The 17,686-nt window shown below is 60.5% G+C and carries 18 protein-coding genes; 12 read left to right on the top strand and 6 right to left on the bottom strand.

All coding sequences use genetic code 11. The features are described 5' to 3' along the window. Window positions 1-67: 67 nt before the first annotated feature. The gene (locus tag HX830_RS13695) at window positions 68-1,012 is read right to left on the bottom strand and encodes a GlxA family transcriptional regulator (RefSeq protein WP_152741115.1); all 945 of its coding nucleotides are present in this window, start codon (window positions 1,010-1,012) and stop codon (window positions 68-70) included. A gap of 194 nt (window positions 1,013-1,206) precedes the next feature. Here HX830_RS13695 and choX point away from each other — a divergent pair, with 194 nt between their 5' ends. From choX to HX830_RS13665, 6 genes are all read left to right on the top strand, one after another. Continuing rightward, window positions 1,207-2,151 (top strand): choline ABC transporter substrate-binding protein, encoded by a 945-nt coding sequence (gene choX, locus HX830_RS13690; RefSeq protein WP_177100742.1) that lies wholly within the window; start codon window positions 1,207-1,209, stop codon window positions 2,149-2,151. Window positions 2,152-2,223: 72 nt separating this feature from the next. Then, the gene (locus HX830_RS13685) at window positions 2,224-3,111 is read left to right on the top strand and encodes a 3-keto-5-aminohexanoate cleavage protein (RefSeq protein ID WP_100942531.1); all 888 of its coding nucleotides are present in this window, start codon (window positions 2,224-2,226) and stop codon (window positions 3,109-3,111) included. Window positions 3,112-3,266: 155 nt separating this feature from the next. After that, a complete protein-coding gene (locus HX830_RS13680; protein WP_121135222.1) occupies window positions 3,267-4,232 on the top strand; it encodes an L-carnitine dehydrogenase in 966 nt (321 codons plus the stop codon). 169 nt (window positions 4,233-4,401) lie between these two features. Continuing rightward, window positions 4,402-4,878: a thioesterase family protein gene (locus HX830_RS13675; protein ID WP_152741117.1), complete on the top strand. Its 477-nt coding sequence runs from the start codon at window positions 4,402-4,404 to the stop codon at window positions 4,876-4,878. Window positions 4,879-4,902: 24 nt separating this feature from the next. Further along, the gene (locus tag HX830_RS13670; RefSeq protein ID WP_177100740.1) at window positions 4,903-6,066 is read left to right on the top strand and encodes a gamma-butyrobetaine dioxygenase; all 1,164 of its coding nucleotides are present in this window, start codon (window positions 4,903-4,905) and stop codon (window positions 6,064-6,066) included. Between the two features lie 481 nt (window positions 6,067-6,547). Further along, a complete protein-coding gene (locus HX830_RS13665) occupies window positions 6,548-6,907 on the top strand; it encodes a hypothetical protein (RefSeq protein ID WP_177100738.1) in 360 nt (119 codons plus the stop codon). A 92-nt stretch (window positions 6,908-6,999) separates the two neighbouring features. On the opposite strand, the gene HX830_RS13660 is transcribed toward HX830_RS13665, so the two are convergent. The 3 genes from HX830_RS13660 to relB form a co-directional block, all read right to left on the bottom strand. Beyond that, the gene (locus HX830_RS13660) at window positions 7,000-7,290 is read right to left on the bottom strand and encodes a hypothetical protein (protein ID WP_177100736.1); all 291 of its coding nucleotides are present in this window, start codon (window positions 7,288-7,290) and stop codon (window positions 7,000-7,002) included. Between the two features lie 171 nt (window positions 7,291-7,461). Further along, complete coding sequence (locus HX830_RS13655; protein WP_152741119.1) at window positions 7,462-7,734, bottom strand: type II toxin-antitoxin system RelE family toxin; 273 nt, start codon at window positions 7,732-7,734, stop codon at window positions 7,462-7,464. Next, the gene (gene relB, locus HX830_RS13650; RefSeq protein WP_103499516.1) at window positions 7,718-7,942 is read right to left on the bottom strand and encodes a type II toxin-antitoxin system RelB family antitoxin; all 225 of its coding nucleotides are present in this window, start codon (window positions 7,940-7,942) and stop codon (window positions 7,718-7,720) included. Before relB ends, HX830_RS13655 begins: the two co-directional genes overlap by 17 nt. A gap of 348 nt (window positions 7,943-8,290) precedes the next feature. Here relB and HX830_RS13645 point away from each other — a divergent pair, with 348 nt between their 5' ends. Then, window positions 8,291-8,551 carry a hypothetical protein gene (locus tag HX830_RS13645; protein WP_103499517.1) on the top strand — a complete coding sequence of 87 codons (261 nt, stop codon included), beginning with the start codon at window positions 8,291-8,293 and terminating at the stop codon, window positions 8,549-8,551. A 185-nt stretch (window positions 8,552-8,736) separates the two neighbouring features. On the opposite strand, the gene HX830_RS13640 is transcribed toward HX830_RS13645, so the two are convergent. Together HX830_RS13640 and HX830_RS13635 are read right to left on the bottom strand one after the other, a co-directional pair. Next, the gene (locus HX830_RS13640; RefSeq protein ID WP_103499851.1) at window positions 8,737-9,840 is read right to left on the bottom strand and encodes a GlxA family transcriptional regulator; all 1,104 of its coding nucleotides are present in this window, start codon (window positions 9,838-9,840) and stop codon (window positions 8,737-8,739) included. A 578-nt stretch (window positions 9,841-10,418) separates the two neighbouring features. Then, a complete protein-coding gene (locus HX830_RS13635) occupies window positions 10,419-11,798 on the bottom strand; it encodes an L-serine ammonia-lyase (RefSeq protein ID WP_177100734.1) in 1,380 nt (459 codons plus the stop codon). Window positions 11,799-12,240: 442 nt separating this feature from the next. On the opposite strand from HX830_RS13635, the gene HX830_RS13630 reads away from it, so the two are divergent. From HX830_RS13630 to betB, 5 genes are all read left to right on the top strand, one after another. After that, window positions 12,241-13,188 (top strand): choline ABC transporter substrate-binding protein, encoded by a 948-nt coding sequence (locus tag HX830_RS13630; protein ID WP_100942538.1) that lies wholly within the window; start codon window positions 12,241-12,243, stop codon window positions 13,186-13,188. A gap of 69 nt (window positions 13,189-13,257) precedes the next feature. Continuing rightward, the gene (gene choW / locus HX830_RS13625; RefSeq protein WP_103498304.1) at window positions 13,258-14,103 is read left to right on the top strand and encodes a choline ABC transporter permease subunit; all 846 of its coding nucleotides are present in this window, start codon (window positions 13,258-13,260) and stop codon (window positions 14,101-14,103) included. Next, window positions 14,100-15,278, top strand: coding sequence for a choline ABC transporter ATP-binding protein (choV, locus tag HX830_RS13620; protein WP_152741121.1), 1,179 nt, complete (start codon window positions 14,100-14,102; stop codon window positions 15,276-15,278). The genes choW and choV overlap by 4 nt, the downstream gene beginning before the upstream one ends. 211 nt (window positions 15,279-15,489) lie before the next feature. Beyond that, window positions 15,490-16,083, top strand: a complete 594-nt coding sequence (gene betI / locus HX830_RS13615; RefSeq protein WP_152741122.1) for a transcriptional regulator BetI — start codon at window positions 15,490-15,492, stop codon at window positions 16,081-16,083. A gap of 108 nt (window positions 16,084-16,191) precedes the next feature. Then, window positions 16,192-17,664 (top strand): betaine-aldehyde dehydrogenase, encoded by a 1,473-nt coding sequence (betB, locus tag HX830_RS13610; protein WP_152741123.1) that lies wholly within the window; start codon window positions 16,192-16,194, stop codon window positions 17,662-17,664. Window positions 17,665-17,686 lie beyond the last annotated feature (22 nt).

The following is a 17,686-nucleotide window of genomic DNA, read 5'->3' as shown; positions in this document are numbered from 1 at the left end:
GGTCAAGACAGTTGCTCCTACAAGGGTGGTGTTCGGCCTTCATGCCCGGTGCTGCGCGCAACACCACCTACACCTTGATCCCGCGCCGATCCTCCCGCGGGCACTGGGCAAATCGCGCCCGGTAGCTGCGGGTGAAATATGATGGCGACTCGAACCCACTGGCGATGCTCACCTCCAGCACGCTCATGTCCGTCTGGCGCAACAACTGCCGCGCCTTCTCCAACCGCAAGCCCAGGTAGAAATTGCTCGGCGTGTCCTTCAGATACAGCCGAAACAAACGCTCCAACTGGCGCCGCGTGACCTTGATCGACTCCGCCAGCTCCAGCGTGCTCAACGGCGGCTCCATATGCTGTTCCATCTCCCCGACCACATGCACCAGCTTCTTGTTGCTGATGCCGTAGCGCGTTGCGATCTGCATGCGCTGGTGGTCCTTGCGCGGGCGGATACGCCCCAGCACGAACTGCTCGGACACCTGGATCGCCAGTTCCGGGCCGTGGGCCTGGCCGATCAGGTCGAGCATCATGTCGATGGACGCAGTCCCCCCGGCACAGGTGATCCTCCGGCGATCGATCTCGAACAGTTCCTGGGTCACTTCCAGCTGTGGATAAGATTCCTTGAAGGCCTCCAGCGCCTCCCAGTGCAGGGTCACCCGGTGCCCTTCCAGCAGACCGGCTTCGGCCAGCACCACGCTGCCGGTGTCGATACCGCCCAACGTCACGCCTTCATGGTCCAGGCGCCGCAACCAGTGCGCCAACGTCGAAGTGGCGAACTTCAGCGGCTCGAAACCCGCCACCACCAATAACGTCGCCCCCTTCTTCAACGGCTCCAGCGCCGCATCGGCGTTGACCGACATGCCATTGCTCGCCAGCACCGCCCCACCATCGGCACTCAATACATGCCAACGATACAGCTCGCCGCGAAAGCGATTGGCCACCCGCAGGGGCTCGATCGCCGAGATAAAACCCATCGCCGAAAAACCCGGCATTAACAAGAAATAGAAATCCTGGGACATGGAACGCGCTCGCAAGACGGGTAGCGTTCCCGACGTGATACGCCAGTTGCACTACGGCCACAAGAGCACAGGTCGCTGCTGTGCAAGAGTCGGTCGCCGCTGTGCGTTTTCAGCAAGGCCGGGCTGCGTAACGTGGCATCACCGGCGCACGAAGACACCGGGCCCCACAATAACGTCCTGCCGAGGAAACCATCATGAAACGACTGATCAGCCGCTGTGCGCTTGCACTCACCGGTACCGCGCTCCTGAGCACAGGGGTCATGGCCGCGGACCAAGCCTCCTGCCAGAACGTTCGCCTCGGCGTGGTCAACTGGACCGATGTCATGGCCACCAGTGCCATGACCCAGGTGCTGCTCGATGGCCTGGGCTACCAGGTCAAGCAGACCAGCGCCTCCCAGCAAATCATCTTCGCCGGCATCCGCGACCAACGCCTGGACATGTTCCTGGGCTACTGGAACCCGCTGATGACCCAGACCATCACCCCGTTCGTCGACGCCAAGCAGGTCAAGGTCCTGGCCGAACCGAGCCTCAAGGACGCCCGCGCCACCCTGGCCGTGCCCACTTACCTGGCCGACAAGGGCCTGAAGACCTTCGCCGACATCGCCAAGTTCGAGAAAGAGCTGGGCGGCAAGATCTACGGCATCGAGCCCGGCTCGGGCGCCAACACCCAGATCAAGGAAATGATCGCCAAGAACCAGTTCGGCCTGGGCAAGTTCCAACTGGTGGAGTCCAGTGAAGCGGCCATGCTCTCGGCGGTGGATCGCGCCGTGCGGCGCAAGGAAGCCGTGGTGTTCTTCGGCTGGGCGCCGCACCCGATGAACGTCAACGTGCAGATGACCTACCTCACCGGCAGCGAAAACGCCCTGGGTCCGAACGAAGGCATGGCCACCGTCTGGACCGTCACCGCGCCGACCTACGCCGAACAATGCCCGAACGTGAACAAGCTGCTGAGCAACCTGACCTTCAGCGCCGCCGACGAGAGCCGCATGATGCAACCGCTGCTCGACCACAAGGACGCGCTGGAGTCAGCCAAGCAGTGGCTCAAGGATCACCCACAGGACAAGGCCCGCTGGCTGGAAGGTGTGACCACCTTCGATGGCAAGCCTGCCGCCGACAACCTGCAATTGACCAGCAAGTAAATCACCGAAAATCGCACCCGCAGCCCCTGATGGCTGCGGTGTGAACCACCACGCCTGTAAGGAACCCGCACCATGAACCACGACGTCATCATCACCTGCGCACTCACCGGTGCTGGCGACACGACCGGCAGAAGCCCTCACGTTCCGGTCACGCCCAAACAGATCGCGGCGGCTGCCGTGGAAGCGGCCAAGGCCGGCGCCACCGTGGTGCATTGCCACGTGCGCAACCCCGAGACCGGCAAATTCAGCCGCGACGTGGCCCTGTATCGCGAAGTGATGGAGCGTATCCGCGAGGCGGACGTGGACATCATCGTCAACCTCACTGCCGGCATGGGTGGCGACCTGGAAATCGGTGCCGGCGAAAACCCGATGGAGTTTGGCCCGAACACCGACCTGGTGGGCCCACTGACCCGTCTGGCCCACGTCGAGGCGCTGCTGCCGGAAATCTGCACCCTGGACTGCGGCACCCTGAATTTCGGCGACGGCGACACCATCTACGTCTCCACCCCGGCGCAACTGCGCGCTGGCGCCAAACGTATTCAAGAGCTGGGTGTGAAAGCCGAGCTGGAAATCTTCGACACCGGTCACCTGTGGTTTGCCAAGCAACTGATCAAGGAAGGCCTGCTGGACGACCCATTGTTCCAACTGTGCCTGGGCATTCCGTGGGGCGCTCCGGCGGACACCACCACCATGAAGGCCATGGTCGACAACCTGCCGGCGGGCGCGGTGTGGGCCGGTTTCGGCATCGGCCGCATGCAAATGCCGATGGCGGCGCAAGCGGTGCTGCTGGGCGGCAACGTGCGGGTCGGCCTGGAAGACAACCTGTGGCTGGACAAGGGCGTGCTGGCGACCAACGGCCAGTTGGTCGAACGCGCCTCGGAAATCCTCAGCCGCCTGGGTGCCCGCGTCCTGACCCCGGCCGAAGGGCGGGTGAAGATGGGGCTGACCAAACGCGGTTGATCCCCTGACACCCCTCTGCTCCCAAAGAACACCGCAAAACTGTAGGAGCAGGGCTTGCCCGCGAAGCTTTTGGCGGCTTCGAGGGCCCCTTCGCGGGCAAGCCCTGCTCCTACAAGTGATCGTATTGCCAAAACCCTATTGCGCAGGAAGTTGCCATGAGCTTTATCACCGAAATCAAAACCTTCGCCGCCCTGGGCAGCGGTGTCATCGGCAGCGGCTGGGTCTCCCGCGCCCTCGCCCACGGCCTCGATGTGATCGCCTGGGACCCGGCGCCCGGCGCCGAAGCGGCCCTGCGCAAGCGCGTCGCCAATGCCTGGGGTGCCTTGGAGAAACAAGGCCTGGCTCCAGGCGCTTCGCAAGACCGCCTGCGTTTTGTCGCCACTATCGAAGAGTGCGTGAAAGACGCCGACTTCATTCAGGAAAGTGCCCCGGAACGTCTTGAGCTGAAACTCGAACTGCACGGCAAGATCAGCGCCGCGGCCAAGCCCAACGCCTTGATCGGCTCCAGCACCTCGGGCCTGCTGCCCAGCGAATTCTATGAAGGCGCCACCCATCCGGAGCGCTGCGTGGTCGGTCACCCGTTCAACCCGGTGTACCTGCTGCCGCTGGTGGAAGTGGTCGGCGGCAAGAACACCGCCCCCGAAGCCGTGCAAGCCGCGATGAAAGTCTATGAATCCCTCGGCATGCGCCCACTGCACGTGCGCAAGGAAGTCCCGGGCTTTATCGCCGATCGCCTGCTGGAAGCGCTGTGGCGCGAAGCACTGCACCTGGTCAACGACGGCGTCGCCACCACCGGCGAAATCGACGATGCGATCCGCTTTGGCGCGGGTCTACGCTGGTCGTTCATGGGCACCTTCCTGACCTACACCCTGGCCGGTGGCGATGCGGGTATGCGGCACTTCATGGCCCAGTTTGGTCCCGCATTGCAACTGCCTTGGACTTACCTGCCAGCACCGGAACTGACCGACAAGCTGATCGATGATGTGGTTGACGGGACCAGCGATCAGTTGGGCAAACACAGCATCTCGGCCCTGGAACGCTATCGTGACGACTGTCTGCTGGCGGTGCTGGAAGCGGTGAAAACCACCAAGGCCAAGCATGGCATGAGTTTCAGCGAGTAAGTTTTTCGGTGTCTGGGCGGACCCTTTCGCGGGCAAGCCCTGCTCCTACAGTTTTGTGTCGTACGCAAAAAATCATTCGACGCTGGACTGTAGGAGCAGGGCTTGCCCGCGAAGACGGCCTGACAGCCCCCCCTCATTCGTGATCTGTTTACCTCTTCGGACACCCACCATGCCCACCCTCACCACCTACACCACCGAAGTCATCCCCGACTGGGTCGACTACAACGGCCATCTGCGCGACGCCTTCTACCTGCTGATCTTCAGCTACGCCACCGACGCCCTGATGCTGCGCCTGGGCATGGACAGCGACAACCGCGAAGCCACCGGCAGCTCGTTGTTCACCCTCGAACTGCACCTCAACTACCTGCACGAAGTCAAACTCGGCGCCCAGGTCGAAGTACGCACCCAGATCATCGGCCACGACGCCAAGCGCCTGCACCTCTACCACAGCCTGCACCTGGTGGGCGGCGACAAGGAACTGGCCGGCAACGAACAGATGCTGCTCCACGTCGATCTGGCCGGCCCGCGCTCGGCCCCCTTCACCGACGCCGTGCTGGAAAAACTGCAAGCCATCATCGAAGGCCAGAGCGACCTGTCGCCCCCCGAATACATCGGCCGCGTGATTGGATTGCCCGCGAAAAAATAAGAATCCCCCGAAGAGGAGCTCACCGTGAACACCGCCGCCGCGTTTGCCGATTTCCGCAGTTACCCGCTGATCAGTGCCCTGACCGCCGCGCATCCGCTGCCGGATCGTATCGAGGTCTACTGGGCGGACGGGCGTATCAGTCCGTACCATCACGTGTGGCTACGGGACAACTGCCCGTGCCCGCAGTGCGTGTACACGGTGACCCGCGAACAGGTGCTGGAAATCGTCGATGTGCCCGAGGGCCTGGCCCCCGCCACCATCCGCATCGACAACACTGGCTGCCTGTGCATCGACTGGCAGGACGGCCATGCCAGCCGCTTCGACCCGGGCTGGCTGCGGGCGCACGCCTATGACGACAAGTCGCGGGTCGAACGCCAGGCCGGCAAGCCGAAAAGCCGGCTGTGGACCAGTAGCCTGGAGTTGCCGGTGTTCGAATTCGCCGCGCTCAAGGACGATCCGAAAACCCTGCTGCATTGGTTATTGGCATTGCGCGACACCGGCCTGACCCAAGTCCGCGGCGTACCGACCGAACCTGGTTCGCTAACGGAGGTGGCCAAGCTGATCTCGTTTATCCGCCAGACCAACTTTGGCGTGCTGTTCAACGTGCAATCCAAGGCCGACGCCGACAGCAACGCCTATACCGCCTTCAACCTGCCGTTGCACAGCGACCTGCCAACCCGCGAGCTGCAACCGGGCCTGCAATTCCTGCATTGCCTGGTGAATGATGCCGAGGGTGGCGAGAGCATTTTCGTCGATGGCTTTGCCATTGCCGACGCGCTGCGCCGGGAAGACCCGGCGGCGTTCCGCGCCCTGAGCGAGATCCCGGTGGAGTTCCGCAACAAGGACCGGCACAGCGACTACCGCTGCATGGCGCCGGTCATTGCGCTGGACAGTACCGGGCAGGTCAGCGAGATCCGCATGGCCAACTTCCTGCGGGGCCCGTTCGAGGCCTCGGTAGAACAGATGCCGGTGCTGTACAACGCCTATCGACGCTTTATCGCCATGACCCGCGAAGCGCGCTTCCGGATCATGCAGCGGCTCAACCCGGGTGAACTGTGGTGCTTCGACAACCGCCGCACCCTGCACGCCCGCAATGCCTTCGACCCGGCCACCGGGGCCCGGCATTTCCAAGGCTGCTATATCGATAGGGATGAATTGTTGTCGCGGATATTGGTGTTGCAGCGCTGAGGGCTGATCGTTCGAACACACTATCTCGGTTGAACGGATATTTGGCGGCGATTGCTATTTGTCGATCAAAGCGCTAGTATTTTTCCCGTCGACACGGACCGGAACCTTGGAAGCAAGGGGTGTTGATTTCGGTGATGTAAATCACTCCCAGCCAGTGAGCGGGATAAGCGGAAACGCGAAAGGATAGGCCGATAAAGTGATTCACAAAGACCCCGATGCGAAAGCGTCGGGGTTTTTTGTTTGCAAAATATAACAGAATCGCCAGTCCTGGCACTTATATTAACAGCAATATGGATGCTCTGTTTTAAACAGACCTACCAGCATTCCGCATCTCCAGAATATATCGCACATTGTGGGGCTTACCCTTCTTGGGGAGATTTCCACGCCCCCAAGTTGCTATTTCGTACGCAGAGACTATCCGCACCTTGAGTAAGTTGCTCGTTCCCGCCGGTTTGCTGATCGAGAAAAAAATAGCGTAATCGTGCAGATCCAGACAAAAATAACGCTGACTGTTCACTACAAAGAATGGCAGAACAATGCTGTCGATAAAGCGTCTGTGTATATAGTCGACGACCTGAGCACTGCAATGGTAGCGGTCAGCGCAAAAATATCGCCGTTCACCACGGAACGTGAGCCGCTCACCATGGCCTTTGTCATCAGTGAAGCAGTGAAAGCCAAACTCGAACTTTACCGTCACTTGTTGTCGTGCGATATCAAACACCAGCTCGAACGGCTGCAGGTGTTTCATCGTGAACGTCCGCCCACCAATGATCAGGTCATTCCATTGCATTTGATACAGCCGTGCGAGATGAAAGTAGCGAGCAATAATAACATCGGTTGATTTGAACGCGATGTCACGCAACCCGTAAGTACAGTCTGCCCGCTACAAAATCGTATCCAGATTTAAATTCCCTGGGCTGACGCCATTAAAGTTTACTCGCGAAGAGTGCTCGCCTTATCCGCCAACATCATCACCCGTTGCTCTACCACACCCAACACATCACAACCGTCATCAAGCAACGTATACATCACCTCCAGCACATGCCGGAAATCCTGCTCATCCAGATTATTGATCGTGGCACAGGTCAGGGTTTGCGAAAGATCGCGGGCACCACGCAGTCGGCGACTGGCGAATGCGCAAAGGTCGCGCAGGGGTGCATCAGGATTGAAGAATAAGACGGGGGTATCGGTGGTGTTGGATTGAAATGCAAGGAAGTTCGTCATTAAGGGCTCCATTTCAAGGGTAACAAACCACCTTCAATGCGAGGGTGATTGGATGGCTCCGTGAATGGACCGCGACGTCCAGTCATTGAATTGGCAATGACTGGAGGGACTATAGAGACGTTACACGGCCATGTACAAGCAAGTACGAGCCGGGATTTTTGAGAAAATGTTTCAATGTTTGTAGACGTCACGTCGATTACCGATCCTCACGACCAGGATACAAACCACTTGGTCCTGGATCTCCGAGATGATGCGGTAGTCGCCGACACGGTACTTCCAGAAATCTCCCAACTTGGAACCCTTCAAGGCCTCGCCAATACTGCGAGGATCCTCAAGATCCGCCACGCGCCCTCTGAGAAATTTCAGAATTCGCTGTACCGTCTGTGGGTCGAGTTTGCTCAGTTCTTTGGCCGCAGAAGATTCAAACTCAATCTTCCACGCCATACTGCCGCTCCAACTCTTCCAGCGTTACGGTTTGACTTCGGCCAGACCGAACATCCGCCAAGCGTTGCTCGGCCAGGTAGATATCCTCAAGATGATCAAGGTGTTCGAGGATCGCTTCTCGGGCATAAAATGTCTTGGTGCGACCGGTCGCGGTCGCCAAAGCTTGCAGACGGCTCTCGATCTCCACGGGCAGACGGATGGCGAGCATGTTGTGTACTCCCTCATAAGAATTGCTATACACGTATAGCTTAACAGTTCACCAGCCAACAGCGGCTGCCTTTCATCGGAAGCAGACTGACCTTCCAAGGCAAAAAAAACCCCGATCAAGCCGTGACAGGATCGGGGTGAGAGAGTGTGTCCGCAGAGACCCGCGCCGAGGGTGACCAAACCGTCGACAGGTCTACTGGTATCCAGTGTGCTCGCTTGCCCTGCCCGCGAGTTAGCCGAAAACGACCTGTTCATAGGTATCAGAGCCACTCGGGCAATCGGCTCTTGCCGACACTGCGCAGGGCTACCAGAATCGAAGCACGATCACATCGGAACAAGGACCAGCGCCATGATGTACGCGGATTTGATTGACCAGGAAGACCTGTTGGGCCAGCTCAAGTCCCTCGGCCTGCAAGTGCCGAGCGGTGCCACCGCCGAGCAAGCCTGCGAATGTGCGGTACGCGGCCTGGACGACGCCAGGGCCTATGAGCTGCGCAAGATGGTCAAGGATATGTACACCAGCAGCGCGACGATCTTGCCGGCCGTGCGCCAGGCGATAGACAAGCAGTTGTTGCCGGCGCTGGCGCGGTATCAGCAGACGCGGCCCTGACAGACCCGCCCTGTAAGCTTTCTGCCGCAAGCTGATTTTTCTGCATCGTTTGCAAAACTTTCAGCGATCTTGAAGGCCTCTTCGCGGGCAAGCCCTGCTCCTACAATCCTGCGTCGTGCGCCAATGCTGCGCACGCCGCGAAACTGTAGGAGCAGGGCTTGCCCGCGAATGAAGGCGACCCGGGCTTAGAGCCTCACGCTGGCAAACGTCGACTCATTACGCGCCTGGCTCAACGCCGACATCGGCCCGGACAACGGCGCCAATACCAACGCCTGCGGAATCGGCATCATCGCCACCTGCTGCGTAGTGTTGGAACCCACACGCTCGTCACGCGGCGGAATACCGAAGTACTCGCGGTAGCACTTGGAGAAGTGCGGCGTCGAAACAAACCCGCACACCGACGCCACTTCGATAATCGACATCGGCGTCTGCTTGAGCAACTGCCGCGCCCGGATCAAGCGCAGTTTCAGGTAGTAGCGCGACGGCGAACAATGCAGGTACTTCTGGAACAACCGCTCCAGCTGTCGACGGGACACGGCGACATACACCGCCAGTTCGTCCAGGTCGATCGGCTCTTCCAGGTTGGCTTCCATCAGCGCGACGATTTCCTGCAGCTTCGGCTGGTTGGTGCCGAGCATGTGCTTGAGCGGCACACGCTGGTGATCCTGTTCATTACGGATACGCTCGTAGACGAACATCTCCGAAATCGCCGCCGACAACTCACGACCATGATCACGGCTGATCAGGTGCAACATCATGTCCAGCGGCGCGGTGCCGCCGGAGCTGGTGAAGCGGTTACGGTCGAGGGTGAACAGGCGGGTACTCATGGCCACGCGTGGGAAGGCTTCCTGCATCGAAGCCAGACATTCCCAGTGCACGCTGCAATCGAAACCGTCGAGCAACCCGGCGCAGGCCAGGGCCCAACTGCCGGTGCACACGGCACCGAGGCGGCGCGATTGACGCGCCTGGCTCTGCAACCAGGACACATGTTCACGGGTGACGGTGCGTTGAATGCCGATGCCGCCGCAGACAATCACGGTGTCCATGGCGGGCGCTTTGTGCATGGAGGCATCAGGGGTGATCTGCAGGCCGTCGCTGGCCCAGACCTGTCCGCCGTCGACGCTCAGGGTCGTCCAGCGATACAGCTCGCGGCCGGACAATTGGTTGGCCATCCGTAGGGGTTCTACGGCGGAAGCCAGGGAAATGAGCGTGAAATTGTCCAGCAGCAGGAAGCCGATGGATTGAGGCGCACGGTTCTGGGGTTGAGCCCCGGGCTGGAACGACGTCATCGCGAAATCTCCTCACACAAAGCGGGTGATGGCCTCAGGCGGAGGCTCTTGTTATGGCCCTCGATCTCTCGCGGAGAGGGGCTTTGCAATGACAGAGCAATTGCCATGCCGAAAGTTGAATGGGTATTCAATAACTCCTGAAAACGACGTCGCGGTGTGTCTATATAGCCCTTGCCACGAGTGCGGGTTATAAGGCGTGGGAAAGGTCTGTAAGCGCCAGGCTCAAGGGGCTTGAGCACTTCGGTAGCACTTGTGTTCCGGGCGCTGAGCGGCGCCGGGAAGGAGTGTCACCGCAAGCACGGTCGACCGGCGGTAACGGGGTGAAAAGCGGGTGTTGCGAAGGGCTACCAGTTACCTGTTTGCGACGCGCCAAAAGGTGGCGCGCCTTGGGGTGAATGGGCGATTTGTGCACAGGTTTTATTCTATGTTGCCTGGGCTGACGTCTTCGCGGGCAAGCCCTGCTCCTACAGTTTTTCGTCGTTCACAGAACTTGTGTACGCCACCACCCTGTAGGAGCAGGGCTTGTCGGATCGCCGCACCGCCGCGAAAGGGCCGGCACAATCACTACATCCCCTGGATCAGCACTCCACGGCACTGACCGCCAACCCACCCCGCGAAGTCTCTTTATATTTGTCATGCATATCGGCCCCGGTATCGCGCATGGTGCGGATCACCCGATCCAGCGAAATAAAGTGCTGACCGTCGCCGCGCAAAGCCATCTGCGCGGCGTTGATCGCTTTCACCGCGGCAATCGCATTACGCTCGATGCACGGCACCTGCACCAACCCGCCGACAGGATCGCAAGTCAGCCCCAGATTGTGCTCCAGACCGATTTCCGCCGCGTTGCACAACTGCTCCGGCGTCGCCCCAAGCACCTGCGCCAACCCCGCCGCCGCCATGGCGCAAGCCGAACCCACTTCACCCTGGCAACCGACCTCGGCTCCCGAGATCGAGGCGTTCTTCTTGCACAGGATGCCCACCGCCGCCGCCGCGAGGAAATAGTCGACGACATTGGCGTCGGTCACCACCTCGCTGAACTTCATGAAGTAATGCAGTACCGCCGGGATAATACCCGCCGCGCCATTGGTCGGCGCCGTCACCATGCGCCCGCCCGCCGCGTTCTCTTCGTTGACCGCCAGGGCGAACAGGTTCACCCACTCCATCGCACTCAAGGTCGAGCCGATCACATTGGGCTTGTTCAGTTCCTGCAGGCTGCGGTGCAACTTGGCCGCGCGCCGACGCACATTCAAACCGCCAGGCAGGATGCCTTCGTGCTTGAGGCCCTGCTCCACACAATCCTGCATGGCCCGCCAGAGTTTCATCAGGCCACTGCGAATCTCGTCCTCACCCCGCCAGACCTTTTCATTGGCCAGCATCAGCTCGGCAACGCTCAGGCCATGTCGCTGACACAACTCGAGCAATTCCACCGCGCTGGAAAAATCATACGGCAGCACCGTGCGGTCCATGTCCGCCACGCCGCTTTCCGCCTGGGCCTGGTCGACGACAAAACCGCCGCCCACCGAGTAGTAGGTATCGCGATGCCGTTCTTTACCTTCTTCGCCGAAAGCGACCAGGGTCATGGCATTGGGGTGGAAGGCCAGGTTCTCGTCGATCAGGCGCATGTCCCGCGCCCAGACAAACGGAATCGCCAGGCGGTTATCCAGCAGCAAGGTGTCGGTTTCACGCAAGGTGGCGATGCGCAGGCCGATCTGCGACGGATCAATCGCATCCGGCCATTCGCCCATCAGGCCCATGATCACCGCGTTGTCGCTGCCATGACCGATGCCGGTGGCCGACAGCGAACCGTAAAGCTGCACTTCAACCCGCGTCACCTGCGCAAGCTCCCCCCGCTCACGCAGCCCCTGGACGAACAACGCCGCGGCGCGCATGGGCCCCACGGTATGGGAGCTGGAAGGGCCGATGCCGATCTTGAACAGGTCAAACACGCTGATTGCCATTGTTGCGAAGTCCTCTGAGTGCCTGTTCCAGACGCCTGAGCGTCCGGTGGCGAAGCTGCTACGCTCAAGCATCGCAATCCGCCGGGATAAAGCATCATCAGCCTTTTGAAAGCCCACACGACGTCTCACACCGACGCAACCATGCCCAGCAACGCCAGCGTCCGCGCACAGGTAATTTCCGGCGTTTTTTTGCGGCGCAGAGGGGAAAAAAGGCCGGAAAAAAGCTGTAAACGACCTCACCGACACTGGAAGCGACCCTCCCTGTACTGGATACGACGCACCCTGTAGGCGACAGATTTAGGCTGGTACATGATCAGTCTCGACTCGATTGCAAGGCACCGGGGTAGAGCCGTCCTCAGCGCCTACAACCGCAACACAAAATAACTAAGCGCGATCGTCCAGTCGGACCACTGCCAAAAATAAACATCCAGGAGTCCACCCCATGAAAGGTTCCCCGTCGTTGTTGTTGGCCGCCATGCTGAGTCTGCCGATGCTGGCCCAAGCCGCAGAGCCAGCACAGTGCAGTACCGTTAACTTCTCGGATGTCGGTTGGACGGACATCACCGCCACCACCGCCACCACCAGCGTGGTACTTGACGCCCTGGGCTACAAAACCAAGACCACGATGATTTCCGTGCCGGTGACCTACAAGTCCCTGGCCGACGGCAAGAACATGGACGTGTTCCTCGGCAACTGGATGCCGACCATGGAAAACGACATCAAGGCCTACCGTGATGCCGGCACCGTGGAAACCGTGCGTACCAACCTGAAAGGCGCCAAGTACACCCTCGCCGTGCCCCAGGCGCTGTACGACAAGGGCCTGCATGACTTCGCCGATATCGCCAAGTTCAAAAAGGAACTGGACGGCAAGATCTACGGTATCGAGCCGGGCAACGACGGCAACCGCCTGATCCAGAGCATGATCGACAAGAACGCCTTCGGCCTGAAAGACGCCGGCTTCAAGGTCGTCGAATCCAGCGAAGCCGGCATGCTCTCGCAGGTCGACCGTGCGCAGAAACGCGGCACCGCCGTGGTCTTCCTCGGCTGGGCGCCACACCCGATGAACAAGCGCTTCAAGATCGAATACCTGACCGGTGGTGACGACTACTTCGGCCCGGACTTCGGCGCCGCGACCGTCCTGACCAATACCCGCAAGGGTTACACCCAGGAATGCAGCAACGTCGGCCAACTGCTGAAGAACCTCGAGTTCACCGTCGACATGGAAAGCTCGTTGATGGGCAACATCCTCGACGACAAGATGAAGCCTGAAGCCGCTGCCAAGGCGTGGCTGCAGAAGAACCCACAGGTGTTGACCACCTGGCTGGCGGGCGTGACCACCATTGACGGTAAACCAGGCCTGGAAGCCGTGAAAGCCAAGCTCGCGCAATAACCGCCATGTCCGGGCGGGTTCGCCCGCCTGGACTGGCATTTATTTCCCCGCATGTGGACGTTCAATACCATGCTGACTGAACATAAAATCCCCCTGGGCCAGTACATCGCGGCGTTCGTCGAATGGTTGACGAAGCACGGTGCCAACTACTTCGATTTCATCGCCTCGACGCTGGAAGCGATGATCCACGGCGTGACCTTCGCGCTGGCCTGGTTCAATCCGCTGGCATTGATCGCGCTGATCGCGGCGATCGCCCACCTGATCCAGCGCAAATGGGGGCTGACCGCCTTCGTGATCGCCTCCTTCCTGCTGATCCTCAACCTGGGATACTGGCAGGAAACCATGGAAACCCTGGCCCAGGTGATGTTCGCCACCCTGGTCTGCGTAGTGATCGGCGTGCCGCTGGGCATCGTTGCCGCGCACAAGCCGATGTTCTACACCCTGATGCGTCCGGTCCTCGACCTGATGCAGACCGTACCGACCTTCGTGTACCTCATTCCAACCCTGACCCTGTTCGGTCTGGGTGTCGTCCCCGGTCTGATCTCCACGGTGGTGTTCGCGATTGCCGCGCCCATCCGCCTGACCTACCTGGGTATCCAGGATGTACCGCAAGAACTGATGGACGCCGGCAAGGCCTTCGGCTGCTCGCGCCGTCAACTGCTCTCACGGATTGAACTGCCCCACGCCATGCCGAGCATCGCCGCCGGTGTCACCCAGTGCATCATGCTGTCGTTGTCGATGGTGGTGATCGCCGCGCTGGTGGGTGCCGATGGCTTGGGCAAACCCGTGGTCAACGCACTGAACACCGCTGATATCGCCCTCGGCTTCGAAGCCGGCCTGGCGATCGTATTGCTGGCAATCATGCTCGACCGTATCTGCAAACAACCCGACGCACAGGTAAGGGGTGACGCATGAGCATCATTCGCTTCGACAAGGTAGACGTCATCTTCTCCAAGAACCCGCGAGAGGCCCTCGCGTTGCTGGACAAAGGCCTCAAGCGTGAAGAGATCCTGAAAAAGACCGGCCAGATCGTCGGTGTGGAAAACGCCAGCCTGGAAATCGAGAAAGGCGAGATCTGCGTGCTGATGGGGCTGTCCGGCTCCGGCAAGTCCAGCCTGCTGCGCTGCATCAACGGCTTGAACACGGTCAGCCGTGGCCACTTGTTCGTCGAGCATGAAGGCCGGCAGATCGACATCGCCAACTGCACCGACGCGGAACTGAAGATGATGCGCACCAAGCGCATCGCCATGGTGTTCCAGAAGTTCGCCTTGATGCCCTGGCTGACGGTGCGCGAGAACATCAGCTTCGGCCTCGAGATGCAGGGTCGTCCTGAAAAGGAACGCCGCCAACTGGTGGACGAGAAGCTGCAACTGGTCGGTCTGGAACAATGGCGCAACAAGAAGCCCGACGAACTGTCCGGCGGTATGCAACAACGCGTGGGCCTGGCCCGCGCCCTGGCGATGGACGCCGACATTCTGTTGATGGACGAACCCTTTTCGGCCCTCGACCCGCTGATCCGCCAAGGCTTGCAGGACGAACTGCTGGACCTGCAACGCAAGCTGCAAAAGACCATCGTGTTCGTCAGCCACGACCTGGATGAAGCCCTGAAGCTGGGCAGCCGTATCGCCATCATGAAAGACGGCCGGATCATCCAGTACAGCAAGCCGGAAGACATCGTGCTCAACCCGGCGGACGAATATGTGCGTACCTTCGTCGCCCACACCAATCCGCTCAATGTGCTGTGCGGGCGCAGCCTGATGCGCACCCTGGACAACTGCAAGCGGGTCAACGGTTCGGTGTGCCTCGACCCGGGCGGCGATTCGTGGATCGACCTGGCCGAAGGCAACACCGTCAAGGGTGCCCGCCAGAACGGTTCCGTCCTGAACCTGCAAAGCTGGGTGCAGGGGCAAGCGGTGGAAGGCCTGGGGCGTACGCCGACCCTGGTGGATTCGAACATCGGTATGCGCGATGCCTTGCAGATCCGCTACCAGACCGGCCACAAGCTGGTGCTGCACGACAACAACAAGGTGGTGGGGATTCTCGGCGACAGCGAGTTGTACCACGCGCTGTTGGGCAAGAACCTCGGTTGAGACCGATGCAAAAACGCCGCGAGCGCATCGCGGCGTCTTTGTTTTCGGAATGTCGTTTTACCGCTGACCGCAGGGGAAGAGCCACCGGATAACGGTGATTTGTCGTAACCTCGGTTTTTTGTTAATTGAACGTTCAATCAAAACAAAATAGACTGGTCCCCATGCCGGTAGCCGCTTCCTGGCTACCAACAGGTCTGAGGAGAGGTGCACGATGCCCAAGGTCGGTATGCAACCCATACGCCGTCAGCAATTGATCGCCGCGACGTTGACGGCGGTCGACCAGGTCGGGATGGCGGATGCCAGCATTGCGCTGATCGCCCGCTTGGCCGGGGTTTCGAATGGCATCATCAGCCACTATTTTCAGGACAAGAATGGCCTGATCGCCGCCACGATGCGCTACCTGATGAATGTCCTGATCGAGAACGTCGCCGCGCGTCGCCTGGCGCTGACAGACGACAGCCCGCAGGCCCATCTGCGGGTGATTATCGAAGGCAACTTCGATGCCAGCCAGGTCAATGGCCCGGCCATGAAAACCTGGTTGGCCTTCTGGGCCACCAGCATGCACCACCCGTCTTTGCACAGGTTGCAGCGGATCAACGATCACCGTCTGTATTCGAACCTGTGTTGCCAGTTCCGCCGCGTCCTGCCGCTGCCCGCAGCCCGCAGCGCCGCACGCGGGCTGGCCGCGTTGATCGACGGTTTGTGGTTGCGCGGCGCGTTGTCGGGAGACGCTTTCGACACCGCACAGGCGCAACGGATCGCTTACGAATACATGGATTTCCAACTGGCTAAGCAGGAGCGCTAGAGCACCGGGAAACGCTCGGCCCCTGAACGACTGCCGACCGGTGTTGCCAGAGCCTTACTGGCGTACCTGGCGGTTAACGCCAACCACTTATGCACTTGCGAGGACACTATGGCCCGTTTCGAACTGCAAAAACTCTACATCGACGGCGGTTACTCCGACGCCAGCGGCGATGCCACTTTCGATGCCATCAACCCGGCTAACGGTGAAGTTCTCGCCAAAGTGCAACGCGCGACCAAGGAAGACGTCGAGCGGGCCGTGGTCAGTGCCGAGAAGGGCCAGAAAATCTGGGCCGCGATGACCGCCATGGAGCGTTCGCGCATCCTGCGTCGCGCCGTCGACATCCTCCGTGAGCGCAACGACGAACTGGCCGCCCTGGAAACCCTCGACACCGGCAAGGCTTACTCGGAAACCCGTTATGTCGACATCGTCACCGGTGCCGATGTGCTGGAGTACTACGCAGGCCTGGTGCCCGCCATCGAGGGCGAGCAGATTCCGCTGCGCACCACCTCGTTCGTCTACACCCGTCGTGAGCCGCTGGGCGTGGTGGCCGGTATCGGTGCATGGAACTACCCGATCCAGATCGCCCTGTGGAAATCCGCCCCGGCCCTGGCCGCCGGCAACGCAATGATCTTCAAGCCAAGTGAAGTCACTTCGCTGACCACCCTGAAACTGGCCGAGATCTACACCGCGGCCGGCGTACCGGACGGCGTGTTCAACGTACTGACCGGCAGCGGCCGTGAAGTCGGCACCTGGATGACCGAGCACCCGCGTATCGAAAAAGTCTCCTTCACCGGCGGCACCGACACCGGCAAGAAAGTCATGGCCAGCGCTTCCAGCTCGTCGCTCAAGGACGTGACCATGGAACTGGGCGGCAAGTCGCCGCTGATCATTTTCGACGACGCTGACCTCGATCGCGCCGCCGACACCGCGATGATGGCCAACTTCTACAGCTCCGGCCAGGTCTGCACCAACGGCACCCGCGTGTTTGTGCCGAGCCATCTGAAAGCTGCGTTCGAAGCCAAGATCGTCGAGCGTGTGGCGCGGATTCGCGTCGGTAACCCGGAAGACGAGAACACCAACTTCGGCCCGCTGGTCAGCTTCGCCCATATGGAAAGCGTGCTGGGCTACATCGCCAAGGGCAAGGAAGAAGGCGCGCGCCTGCTGTGCGGCGGCGAACGCCTGAGCGCCGGTGAGTTCGCCAAGGGCGCCTTTGTCGCGCCGACCGTGTTCACCGATTGCAGCGATGACATGACCATCGTCCGCGAAGAAATCTTTGGCCCGGTGATGAGCATCCTCAGCTACGAAACCGAAGAAGAAGTGATCCGCCGCGCCAACGACACCGACTTCGGCCTGGCCGCCGGGGTGGTGACCCGCGACCTGAACCGCGCCCACCGCGTGATTCATCAACTGGAAGCCGGTATCTGCTGGATCAACGCCTGGGGCGAGTCCGACGCCAAGATGCCGGTCGGCGGCTACAAGCAGTCGGGTGTCGGCCGTGAAAACGGCATCAGCTCGCTGAACAACTTCACCCGGATCAAATCGGTACAGGTCGAGTTGGGTGACTACGCCTCGGTGTTCTAAGACCCGAGTCTTGTATTGCCCG

The organism is Pseudomonas gingeri (assembly GCF_013385425.1).
GTDB lineage: Bacteria > Pseudomonadota > Gammaproteobacteria > Pseudomonadales > Pseudomonadaceae > Aquipseudomonas > Aquipseudomonas gingeri_D.
This window is presented reverse-complemented; position numbering and strand designations above follow the sequence as displayed.

Bases quoted from the DNA above. Each gene is read 5' to 3' on its own strand.
- HX830_RS13695 (WP_152741115.1), bottom strand. From the start codon at position 1,012: ATGTCCCAGGATTTCTATTTCTTGTTAATGCCGGGTTTTTCGGCGATG.
- choX (WP_177100742.1), top strand. From the start codon at position 1,207: ATGAAACGACTGATCAGCCGCTGTGCGCTTGCACTCACCGGTACCGCG.
- HX830_RS13685 (WP_100942531.1), top strand. From the start codon at position 2,224: ATGAACCACGACGTCATCATCACCTGCGCACTCACCGGTGCTGGCGAC.
- HX830_RS13680 (WP_121135222.1), top strand. From the start codon at position 3,267: ATGAGCTTTATCACCGAAATCAAAACCTTCGCCGCCCTGGGCAGCGGT.
- HX830_RS13675 (WP_152741117.1), top strand. From the start codon at position 4,402: ATGCCCACCCTCACCACCTACACCACCGAAGTCATCCCCGACTGGGTC.
- HX830_RS13660 (WP_177100736.1), bottom strand. From the start codon at position 7,290: ATGACGAACTTCCTTGCATTTCAATCCAACACCACCGATACCCCCGTC.
- HX830_RS13655 (WP_152741119.1), bottom strand. From the start codon at position 7,734: ATGGCGTGGAAGATTGAGTTTGAATCTTCTGCGGCCAAAGAACTGAGC.
- relB (WP_103499516.1), bottom strand. From the start codon at position 7,942: ATGCTCGCCATCCGTCTGCCCGTGGAGATCGAGAGCCGTCTGCAAGCT.
- HX830_RS13645 (WP_103499517.1), top strand. From the start codon at position 8,291: ATGATGTACGCGGATTTGATTGACCAGGAAGACCTGTTGGGCCAGCTC.
- HX830_RS13640 (WP_103499851.1), bottom strand. From the start codon at position 9,840: ATGACGTCGTTCCAGCCCGGGGCTCAACCCCAGAACCGTGCGCCTCAA.
- HX830_RS13635 (WP_177100734.1), bottom strand. From the start codon at position 11,798: ATGGCAATCAGCGTGTTTGACCTGTTCAAGATCGGCATCGGCCCTTCC.
- HX830_RS13630 (WP_100942538.1), top strand. From the start codon at position 12,241: ATGAAAGGTTCCCCGTCGTTGTTGTTGGCCGCCATGCTGAGTCTGCCG.
- choW (WP_103498304.1), top strand. From the start codon at position 13,258: ATGCTGACTGAACATAAAATCCCCCTGGGCCAGTACATCGCGGCGTTC.
- choV (WP_152741121.1), top strand. From the start codon at position 14,100: ATGAGCATCATTCGCTTCGACAAGGTAGACGTCATCTTCTCCAAGAAC.
- betI (WP_152741122.1), top strand. From the start codon at position 15,490: ATGCCCAAGGTCGGTATGCAACCCATACGCCGTCAGCAATTGATCGCC.
- betB (WP_152741123.1), top strand. From the start codon at position 16,192: ATGGCCCGTTTCGAACTGCAAAAACTCTACATCGACGGCGGTTACTCC.